This is a genomic window from Streptomyces sp. NPDC055078, from assembly GCF_053607985.1.
This window is the reverse complement of record NZ_JBSGUP010000283.1, coordinates 1-10,119: the sequence shown is the minus strand read 5'-3', so window position 1 is coordinate 10,119 and position 10,119 is coordinate 1. Positions and strand designations below refer to the sequence as shown.

The 10,119-nt window shown below is 70.6% G+C and carries 8 protein-coding genes and 1 pseudogene; 5 read left to right on the top strand and 4 right to left on the bottom strand.

Annotated features, from left to right (window positions below):
- Positions 1–7: 7 nt before the first annotated feature.
- The gene (locus tag ACWF94_RS22750) at positions 8–622 is read right to left on the bottom strand and encodes a hypothetical protein (protein WP_453491317.1); all 615 of its coding nucleotides are present in this window, start codon (positions 620–622) and stop codon (positions 8–10) included.
- On the bottom strand, positions 615–1,394 hold the full coding sequence (locus tag ACWF94_RS22745) for an alpha/beta hydrolase (protein ID WP_453491314.1): 780 nt from the start codon (positions 1,392–1,394) through the stop codon (positions 615–617). The genes ACWF94_RS22750 and ACWF94_RS22745 overlap by 8 nt, the downstream gene beginning before the upstream one ends.
- A gap of 174 nt (positions 1,395–1,568) precedes the next feature.
- On the opposite strand from ACWF94_RS22745, the pseudogene ACWF94_RS22740 reads away from it, so the two are divergent.
- The 4 genes and pseudogenes from ACWF94_RS22740 to ACWF94_RS22725 form a co-directional block, all read left to right on the top strand.
- Positions 1,569–2,289, top strand: a pseudogene (locus ACWF94_RS22740) (lysophospholipid acyltransferase family protein); the annotation flags it as partial.
- A 278-nt stretch (positions 2,290–2,567) separates the two neighbouring features.
- Positions 2,568–3,848, top strand: coding sequence for a MacS family sensor histidine kinase (macS, locus tag ACWF94_RS22735; RefSeq protein ID WP_453491311.1), 1,281 nt, complete (start codon positions 2,568–2,570; stop codon positions 3,846–3,848).
- Between the two features lie 226 nt (positions 3,849–4,074).
- Entirely contained in the window at positions 4,075–4,749 is a 675-nt protein-coding gene (locus ACWF94_RS22730; RefSeq protein ID WP_453491308.1) for a response regulator, read from the top strand.
- A gap of 419 nt (positions 4,750–5,168) precedes the next feature.
- Complete coding sequence (locus ACWF94_RS22725; protein WP_453491305.1) at positions 5,169–6,197, top strand: 6-phosphofructokinase; 1,029 nt, start codon at positions 5,169–5,171, stop codon at positions 6,195–6,197.
- 108 nt (positions 6,198–6,305) lie between these two features.
- On the opposite strand, the gene ACWF94_RS22720 is transcribed toward ACWF94_RS22725, so the two are convergent.
- Positions 6,306–8,369 carry an anthranilate synthase family protein gene (locus ACWF94_RS22720; RefSeq protein WP_453491302.1) on the bottom strand — a complete coding sequence of 688 codons (2,064 nt, stop codon included), beginning with the start codon at positions 8,367–8,369 and terminating at the stop codon, positions 6,306–6,308.
- A gap of 102 nt (positions 8,370–8,471) precedes the next feature.
- A complete protein-coding gene (locus tag ACWF94_RS22715) occupies positions 8,472–8,528 on the bottom strand; it encodes a trp operon leader peptide (RefSeq protein WP_453491320.1) in 57 nt (18 codons plus the stop codon).
- 106 nt (positions 8,529–8,634) lie between these two features.
- Between ACWF94_RS22715 and ACWF94_RS22710 the strand changes: the two genes are divergently transcribed.
- On the top strand, positions 8,635–9,990 hold the full coding sequence (locus ACWF94_RS22710) for a class II 3-deoxy-7-phosphoheptulonate synthase (protein ID WP_453491299.1): 1,356 nt from the start codon (positions 8,635–8,637) through the stop codon (positions 9,988–9,990).
- Positions 9,991–10,119 lie beyond the last annotated feature (129 nt).

The window sequence follows — 10,119 nt, the reverse complement described above, 5'->3', positions numbered from 1 at the left end:
GGGAGCGTCAGACCACCGCTCCCCGGCCCGGGTCGTCGTCCTCGTCGTCGCCGTGCGCCATCCGGGCCACCAGGGTGACGAAGCCGCCCAGGAAGCCACCGACGCACAGGGTGGTCAGCCACCAGGTCATGTGCCAGCCGAACAGCACGGCGACCAGCATCAGGACCGGACCGCCGACCACCGCGAGCCAGGCGAACTTGGCCGTGACATCGGCCTCCGGCAGCGGCGGCGGCTCGGGGGGTACGAAGTGTCCCTCGTCGCTCTCGTCGAGGTCGTCGTCCTTGGCCTCGGCGACCGAGTAGTCCCGGGGGCCGCCGCCACCGACACCTGGGGCGAAGGTGACGGAACTGCCCAGCGCCGGCTTGCCCTCGTCGCCCTTGGTATCCGCGTCGGCAGCCGCATCAGGCACGGGCTCAGGCTCGGGCTCGGCAGACGGCTCGCCCGCCTTCCCCTTCGGCGTCTCGTTCACCTCGGCCTCCAGCAGGGCGAGGTCCTCCACCGACTTGAACGGCTTGGCGCCCGGCGGGTCCGCCGGCTCCTCCCCGTACCCCGCGACGATGGCGGCCCAGGCGGCCTCCTCGTCAATGGGCTGCGGTTCCCGATCCGCGTCGTGTTCAGCCACCGGCACTGCTCCCCTTCGTCCCGACCTGTGGAGCGAACCGTCCGACGAACGCGTGAGACTCCTCGAAAATCCGCTCCGCATCGTGGTCCAACGTCGCGACGTGGTAGCTCTGTTCCAGCAGGATCTCCCGCACATCGGTGGAGGAGACCCGGCCGAGGATCCGGGCCGAGTCGGCCGGCGGCACCACATGGTCCTGAGGGCTGTGCAGCAGCACCATCGGCTGGGTGACCTGCGGCAGCTCGCCGTCGACCAGCCGGAGGAATGCGCGCAGTGAGTACGCCGCGTGCAGCGGCACCCGGTCGTACCCCAGCTCCGCCGCGCCCTCCTTGGCGATATCGCTGGTGAGCCCCGAGGTGGTCCGCACCAGATGCCGCAGGACCGGCAGACAGCTCGCGGCGAGGCCGTGCACCTTGTTCGCCGGGTTCACCACGACGACGCCCCGCACCGCGTCCCCGTGCTTCGCGGCCAGCCGGAGGGCGAGCGCCCCGCCCATGGAGAGCCCGAAGACGAAGACCTGGTCGCACCGCGCGATCAGCTCCCGCAGCTCACGGTCCACCTCCGCGTACCAGTCCTGCCAGCCGGTGATCTGCATGTCCTGCCAGCGCGTCCCGTGCCCGGGGAGCAGCGGCAGCGACACCGTGAGCCCGCGCTCCGCCAGATACCCGGCCCAGGGGCGCAGCGACTGCGGCGAACCGGTGAATCCGTGACAGAGAAGGACGCCGACCTCTCCGCCCTCATGGCGGTACGGCTCGGCTCCGGGAAGGACCGGCACCGGGGTCTCCTGTTCTATGCGTGAGGTCTCTGCGCGAAGCGGGACGCGTTGACCGGGGATGTACTCACCGTACGCGACCGGACTGACACCGACCAGATCCACAGACCGCCGAGCACGGGGATACGCGGTCACGTCGGGTTAAGGTCTGTTCGACAGCAACAGGAGGCATTCGAGTTGATCTACGGCGCTATGAAGTTCTCCATCGGAGGCTCGCTGAAGCTTGCCTTCAGGCCCTGGGTGGAGGGCCTGGAGAACGTTCCCGCCGACGGCCCGGCGATCCTGGCGAGCAACCATCTCTCGTTCTCCGATTCCTTCTTCCTCCCCGCTGTGCTCGACCGCAAGGTCACTTTCATCGCGAAGGCGGAGTACTTCACCTCACCCGGAGTCAAGGGAAAGCTGACAGCGGCCTTCTTCAAGGGTGTCGGACAGCTTCCGGTCGACCGCTCGGGCGCGCGCGGCGCGGGTGAGGCGGCGATCAAGGCCGGGATCGAGGTGCTGGAACAGGGCGGTCTCTTCGGTATCTACCCTGAGGGCACGCGTTCCCCGGACGGACGGCTCTACCGGGGGAAGCCCGGCGGCCTCGCGCGCGTGGCGCTCGCCACCGGCGCTCCCGTGCTCCCCGTCGCCATGATCGACACCGAGAAGATCCAGCCGCCGGGCAAGGTGGTGCCCAAGCTGATGCGCCCGGGCATCCGGATCGGTAGGCCGCTCGACTTCAGCCGCTACCACGGTATGGAGGGCGACCGCTTCATTCTGCGCTCGCTGACCGATGAGGTCATGTACGAGATCATGAAGCTCTCCGGTCAGGAGTATGTCGACATCTACGCGACGGCGGCCAAGCGCCGCATCGCCGACGAGAAGTCGGCCGCCGACAAAGCCGCGAAGGCGACGAAGACGGCGAAGACGGCGGGCAGGCCCGACCCGGCCGGTGAGCCCGGTCCCTCGCACGAGGCAGCACGCGAGACGCAAGGGGAGCCCGAGGTGCAAAGGGCGCCCGAGACGCAACAGCCTGAGGCGCAGGAGCCCGGGACGCATCAGACGGACAACCCGGTCGGGAACGACAACAGGCTCGGGACGGACAGTACGGTCGGGACGCGAGACACAGGAACGACGGGCAGGCCGGCGGCCTAGGCCGGCCGGCAGTCGTTCCGGGGGGACCGGGGGGAGCGAGCCATGGGGGAAGCGGGCAGGCGCGGTCGCGTCGGACGCGAGCGGGTCGTACGGATGTCGGTGGAGCTGCCGCTGTGGCGCGCGCTCACCGCCTACCGCGTACTGACCATGCTCTACGCGGTACTTCTCTTCGTCTTCACCCACGACAAGTTCGAGCGCCCCTGGGTGGCGGCCGCGTTCCTCACCGTGATGGCGGTGTGGACGCTGGCGACCCTGCCCAAGGTGTCGGGCGCCGTCCACTGCACGAAGCGGTTCCTGGGCATCGACCTCACCATCGCGCTCACCGGCATCATGCTCACCCCGCTCGCCGACGTCCAGGCCCAGCAGATCGACGGCCCGACGCTGCCCTCGATATGGACGGCGGGCTCGGTGCTCGCGTTCGCCCTTAAGGGCGGATGGCGCTGGGCGGCGTTCGCGTCCACCCTCGTCGCCGTCGCCAATATCGTCGAGCGCGGCCAGCCCAGCCGCGACACCTTCCACAATGTGCTGCTGGTGTGGGTCGCCTCCATCGCCATCGGTTACGTCGTGGAGGTCGCCCGCGCCTCCGAGCGCACCCTCGCCCGCGCCCTGGAGATCGAGGCGGCGACCCGGGAGCGGGAGCGGCTGGCCCGGGACATCCACGACAGCGTGCTCCAGGTGCTGGCCATGGTGCAGCGGCGCGGTACGGCGCTCGGCGGTGAGGCGGCGGAGCTGGGGCGGCTGGCGGGGGAGCAGGAGGTCGCCCTGCGGACGATGGTCTCCAGCGGTCTGGTCCCCACCACCCGTATCTCCGAGGACGCCTCGATGGGCGCTGTCGTCCGTACCGTCGAGGACGATGAGGACGAAGCGGCGGTCGTCGGTGAGGGCGCCGGGAGCGGCGAGGGCGGCGAGGGCGGCGAGGTCGATGGGATGGGACCGTGCGATCTGCGGTCGCTGCTCGCACGGCACGCGGGGGCGAAGGTGACGTTCTCCGAACCGGGCGCGCCCGTGCTGCTTCCGCCCGGTGCGGCGCGTGAGCTGGCCGCGGCGGTCAGCGCCGCCCTGGACAACGTGCGGCGGCACGCGGGAGACGGCGCCCGCGCCTGGATCCTGGTCGAGGACTGGCCCGACGAGGTGATCGTGACGGTACGGGACGACGGGCCGGGCATCCCTGAGGGCCGTCTCGCCCAGGCGGAGGGCGAGGGCAGACTCGGAGTCGCCCTCTCGATCCGGGGGCGGCTGCGGGACCTGGGCGGCACCGCCGAGCTGATCTCGGTGCCGGGGCAGGGCACCGAGGTCGAACTGAAAGTTCCGCGAGTGCCATGAACACCGCGAACCATGCGCATGCCGCGGACCCGGCGGCGCGATGCCGGGGCGGACGGCACCCATGGGTTCACCGGTCCGGCGGGACCAGCGGGACCAGCGGGACCAGCAAGACATGTCCGACCGGCAAGGCCGGCGCGACGGGCAAGGTGCACGAGACAGGCAAGGTGCACGAGACAGGCAAGGCCAGCGAGATCCACGGGTTCCACCGGGGGAAGGCGGACAGCAGATGACGGACCGGCAGTCGATCAAGGTCATGGTCGTGGACGACCACCCGATGTGGCGGGACGCGGTCGCCCGCGATCTCAGCGCGGCGGGGTTCAACGTCGTCGCGACGGCGGGCGACGGCGAGCAGGCCGTGCGCCGTGCCAAGGCGGCGGGGCCCGACGTCCTTGTCCTGGACCTCAACCTCCCCGCGATGCCCGGCGTCCAGGTGTGCAAGGAACTGGTCGGCACGCTGCCCGGCCTGCGTGTGCTGGTGCTGTCCGCGAGCGGTGAGCACGCGGATGTGCTGGAGGCCGTGAAGTCCGGCGCGACCGGGTATCTCCTCAAGTCGGCGAGTACGGACGAACTGACCGACGCCGTGGGCCGCACGGCCGTCGGCGACGCCGTCTTCACCCCCGGTCTCGCCGGGCTGGTCCTCGGTGAGTACCGCAGGCTCGCCTCCGAGCCGGCACCCGCCGCGGGGGCGGGCGAGCCGAAGGCCCCGCGGCTCACCGAGCGGGAGACCGAGGTGCTGCGGCTGGTTGCCAAGGGGCTCTCGTACAAGCAGATCGCCGAGCGGCTGGTGATCTCCCACCGGACCGTCCAGAACCATGTGCAGAACACCCTCGGCAAGCTTCAGCTGCACAACCGCGTGGAGCTGGTGCGGTACGCGATCGAGCGCGGCCTCGACGACGCCTGAACCACCCGCCGCCTGTACGTCTGCACCCGGACACCCCCGCGCACGCCTCGGGCACGCCTGCGCCTGTACGCCCGCGCCCGTTCCCCTGTCCGTACGCCCGCCGCCCGTACCCCTGCGCCCGCGTCCGTACCCCCGCGCCTCGGGCATGCCCGCGCCGTACCCCTGCGCCACAACACGCCCGCGCCCGGGCACTGTTCCCGCGCGCCGGTTCTCCCCGGCGCGCGCCGGGGAGAACAGCCGGTGACCGGGCCGCCGGGAGCGTGCCCCTACCACCCCGCTCGTACGAGTGAATGGCAATTCCCAGCGGAGGCCGAAACACCCCAGGCCGCGCAGGAATTGACCTTCCTTCCCATCCCGCGGTGACCTTGCTCACCATTAGCGTGAGCGGCACAGGGCTTTCCAGGCGAAGGGAAGAACCAATGCGCGTAGGAGTACTGACCGGGGGCGGCGACTGCCCCGGCCTCAACGCCGTGATCCGTGGAGTCGTCCGCAAGGGCGTCCAGGAGTACGGGTACGAGTTCGTCGGATACCGCGACGGATGGCGCGGGCCGCTCGAAGGCGACACGGTCCCGCTCGACATCGCCGCCGTACGCGGCATCCTCCCCCGCGGCGGCACCATTCTCGGATCTTCGCGCACCAACCCACTCAAGGCGGAGAACGGTGTCCGCCGGATCAAGGAGAATCTTGAAAAAGGCGAGGTAGATGCCTTGATCGCCATTGGTGGCGAGGACACACTCGGGGTCGCGGCCCGTCTGCACGGCGAGTACGGAATCAACTGTGTCGGTGTTCCCAAGACCATCGACAACGATTTGTCCGCCACCGACTACACCTTCGGATTCAACACCGCGGTCGGCATCGCCACCGAGGCGATCGACCGGCTGCACACCACCGCCGAGTCCCATATGCGTGTTCTGGTGGTGGAGGTGATGGGGCGGCACGCGGGCTGGATCGCCCTGCACTCCGGGCTCGCGGGCGGTGCCAATGTCATCCTCATTCCCGAGCAGCGTTTTGATGTCGATGAGGTCTGCACCTGGGTGACCTCGCGTTTCAAGGCCACTTACGCGCCGATCGTGGTGATCGCCGAGGGCGCAATGCCCAAGGACGGCGACGCGGTGCTCAAAGACGGCTCGCTCGACTCATTTGGGCACGTCCGGCTCTCCGGCGTCGGCGAATGGCTCGCGAAGGAGATCGAGAAGCGGACCGGGAAGGAAGCACGCACCACCGTTCTCGGCCATGTTCAGCGCGGGGGCACCCCGAGCGCCTTCGACCGCTGGCTCGCCACCCGTTTCGGACTGCACGCGATCGACGCGGTACGGGACGGCGACTTCGGCAAGATGGTCGCTCTCCACGGCACCGACATCGTGCGCGTACCGATCGCGGAGGCGACGGCCAAGCTGAAGACGGTCGACCCCAAGCTGTACGCAGAGGTCGGCGTGTTCTTCGGCTGACCCACGCGCACCTGGGTGACTGACCCGCTGGGCCGGTCGGCCCGGGCCCACCCGGCCCGGCCGGCCGCCGCACCGGGAACATCCCCGTACCGGCGGCCGGCCCCCCCGTCATGACCGGGGGTCGGACCCCGGCTCCGGCGCCGGTTCCAGGAGCGCCGGTCCCGCTTCCCGCGCGGCTGCCCGGCTCTCCGTACGCGTGTCCCGACGCGTATCCCGCGTCCCGGGCGGCCGGGCGGCGAGCGGAGCCAGCAGCTCCGCGACCACGCCGGGCCCGTTCATCGTGAGTACCGACTCCGGGTGGAACTGCACCGAAGCGAAGGCGTCGGCGCGCAGCGCGTGGACCTCGCCGGTCGACGGGTCGCGCGCCACCTCGACCCCCCGGGCCGCCAGCTCCCGGGCCGTCCGCTCGTCGCAGCGCGCGCTGAAGCTGCTGTAGAAGCCGACGGTCTCCGCGCGCCCGAAGAAGTCGATCCGCTCCTGGGCCCCCTGGTACGGCGTGTCCTTCCGTACGAGCCCGAGACCCAGCTCGGCCGCCAGCAGCTCGTGCCCGAGACAGACGCCCAGTACGCCGTGGCGGTGTTCCCGCAGCAGATCGGCGGTGAGCCCCCTGAGGAAGCGCATTTTCGGGTCGGTGAGGTCCGCCGGGTCACCCGGGCCGGGGCCCAGCACCACCGGACCGGGGTGGTTCAGTGCCGACTCCCGCAGACCTGGTGTGTCGAATCGGGTGACCGTCACCGCCAGGCCCGTCGAGCGCAGCACATGGGCCAGCATCGCGGTGAACGTGTCCTCGCCGTCCACCACCAGCGCATGGCCCGACAGCCTGTCGGACCGCTCCTGCATCCGCAGCCAGAACGGCGCCAGATCGGCCCGGCGCGCGTCGAGCGCGGCCCGCACCCGGGGGTCGTCCGCCAGCCGGGGGCGGCGCGTGTGCTCCTCCGGCCGCCCGGGGCGCACCCCCAGCGCGGCCAGGACCCCGGCCGCCTTGGCCCGGGTCTCGGCGGCCTCGCTCGCCGGGTCGGAGTGCCGTACCAGCGACGCCCCTACCGATACCCGCAAGGCCCCGTCGGCGTCGATGTCGGCGGTACGGATCAGAATGGGGGAGTCCAGTGTCCGCGCGCCGTCCGCGTCCGTGCCGATCAGTGCGAGCGCGCCCGCGTAGTAGCCGCGTCCCCCGGCCTCATGGCGCTCGATGACCCGGCAGGCGTTCTGGACGGGGGAGCCGGTGACCGTCGCGGCGAACATGGTCTCCCGCAGCACCTCCCGTACATCGAGCGAGGAGCGTCCGCGCAGCTCGTACTCGGTGTGCGCGAGATGGGCCATCTCCCTGAGCCGGGGTCCGACCACGACCCCGCCCATGTCGCCGACGGTGCACATCATCTTCAGTTCCTCGTCGACGACCATCGACAGCTCGTCGCGCTCCTTGGGGTCCGCCAGGAACCGGAGCAGCCCTTCGGCGTCGGGGCCCTCGGGCGGATAGCGGAAGGTGCCGCTGATCGGATTCATCACCACCGTCCCGCCCGCCGGACCGCCGCCGTGCGCGTCCGCCGGACCGCTGCTGTCCGCGTCCGAGGGGCCGCCGCTGTCCGTGTCCGAGGGGCCCCCGGTCATCCGCACATGCACCTCGGGGCTCGCGCCGACCAGGGTGCGCTCCCCGGTCCGGACGACAAAGGTCCAGTACGCGCCGCGCTCCCCGGTCAGCAGCCGCCGGAACAGGGCGAGCGCGTCGGCCGGTCCGAAGCCGGGGACCCGGCCGGTGTAGGTGCGGCGGATGACGAAGTTCGCGCCCTCGCCGCTGCCGATCTCCTCGTCGACGACCCGGCGGACGACCCGCGCGTACTCCTCGTCGCCGATGTCGAAGGCCCCGTCCTCGACCCGTACGTCATGGGCGGGAAGCGACGCCAGGGCGTCGGCGAGCGGGAGTGTGTACGACTCGTCGGCGACCAGCACGCTCAGCGGGGTGCCGTCGTCGCGTACGTCGAAGCCGCGCTCCCTGATCTGCCGGAACGGGACCAGCGCGAGCACCGGCCGCTCACCGAGCGGGATCTCGGCGAGTGTCCCCACCTCGTGGACGGCGCCGATCAGTACCTCGACGGTGTCATGGTCATGCCCGGGGGTGCGGCGGCGCAACAGGGCGAAGGGGCGGTGATCGTGGAGCAGATCGGACAGATGCACGGTGGTCCCTCTCGTACGGGTGTCGGAGAGGGGCGGCCCGGGGCCAGGAAACACCGAAGGCCGCCCCTGGGGCGGCCTTCGCGAGTCAGTGGATACGCGCAGTCAGCGGGCCGCCGGATAAGCGGTCCACCACCAGTTCTGGTTGAGGTGCGCGAGCATGCGCCGACCCTACCGCACGGCCCGGCGTGTCGGCATGCTGGACCACTCGTCTCATTTAATGGGCGGTGGGCGAATGCGTGCACGACAACCCCGTACTGTTGACGCCGTGACCGTGAACGCTGATTCCCACGCCGTCGCCGCCAAGGCGAGCTGGCTCGACCTGCCCGCGGCGCAGCAGCCCGAGTACCCGGATGCCGAGGCTCTGCGCGATGTGATCGCCGAGCTCGAAGGCTATCCCCCGCTCGTCTTCGCCGGTGAGTGCGACCAGCTGCGCGCCCGGATGGGTGCCGTCGCCAGGGGCGAGGCGTTCTTGCTCCAGGGCGGCGACTGCGCCGAGTCGTTCGACGCCGTCGGCGCCGAACACATCCGCGCCAAGCTGAAGACCCTCCTCCAGATGGGCGCGGTGCTGACGTACGCGGCATCCGTGCCCGTCGTGAAGGTCGGCCGGATCGCGGGCCAGTACTCCAAGCCGCGCTCCAAGCCGACCGAGACCCGCGACGGGGTGACCCTGCCCGTCTACCGGGGCGACTCCGTCAACGGCTTCGCCTTCACCGAGGCCGAGCGGATCCCGGACCCCGAGCGGCTGAAGCGGATGTACAACGCGTCCGCAGCGACGCTCAACCTGGTGCGCGCCTTCACCACCGGCGGCTACGCCGATCTGCGCCAGGTGCATGCCTGGAACCAGGACTTTGTGAAGTCCTCCCCCTCCGGCCAGCGCTATGAGCAGCTCGCCCGGGAGATCGACAACGCGCTGAACTTCATGGAGGCGTGCGGCACCGACCCGGCGGAGTTCCGTACGGTCGAGTTCTTCTCCTCCCACGAGGCGCTGCTGCTCGACTACGAGTCGGCGCTCACCCGCACCGACTCCCGTACGGGGCAGCTGTACGACGTCTCGGGCCATATGGTCTGGATCGGCGAGCGCACCCGCCAGCTCGACGGGGCGCACATCGAGTTCGCCTCGAAGATCAGCAACCCGATCGGCATCAAGCTCGGCCCGACGACCTCGGTCGACGAGGCGCTGACGTACATCGACCGGCTGGACCCGGATCGCGAGCCGGGCCGGCTGACCTTCATCGTCCGGATGGGCGCCGACAAGGTCCGCGACAAGCTCCCGGAGCTGGTCGAGAAGGTCACCGCGTCCGGTGCCACCGTGGCCTGGGTGACCGACCCGATGCACGGCAACACCTTCGAGGCGGCCTCCGGCCACAAGACCCGCCGCTTCGACGACGTTCTCGACGAGGTCAAGGGCTTCTTCGAGGTCCACAAGGAGCTGGGCACCCACCCCGGCGGTATCCATGTCGAGCTGACCGGTGACGATGTCACGGAGTGCGTGGGCGGTGGCGACGAGATCTTCGTCGACGATCTGCATCAGCGCTACGAGACGGCGTGCGACCCCCGGCTCAACCGCAGCCAGTCCCTGGACCTGGCCTTCCTGGTCGCGGAGATGTACCGCGCACAGTGATCCGGCCAGTGATCCGGCCGGTGACCCGACCAGCGATCCGGCCGGTGGCTGGCCGGTGACCTGGTCGGCGATCGTCGGTCGGGCACTGTAGTGATCTTCAGTCAAGCACTGTGGGGCGCGGATCCATGT

Bases quoted from the DNA above. Each gene is read 5' to 3' on its own strand.
- ACWF94_RS22725 (WP_453491305.1), top strand. From the start codon at position 5,169: ATGCGCGTAGGAGTACTGACCGGGGGCGGCGACTGCCCCGGCCTCAAC.
- ACWF94_RS22730 (WP_453491308.1), top strand. From the start codon at position 4,075: ATGACGGACCGGCAGTCGATCAAGGTCATGGTCGTGGACGACCACCCG.
- macS (WP_453491311.1), top strand. From the start codon at position 2,568: ATGGGGGAAGCGGGCAGGCGCGGTCGCGTCGGACGCGAGCGGGTCGTA.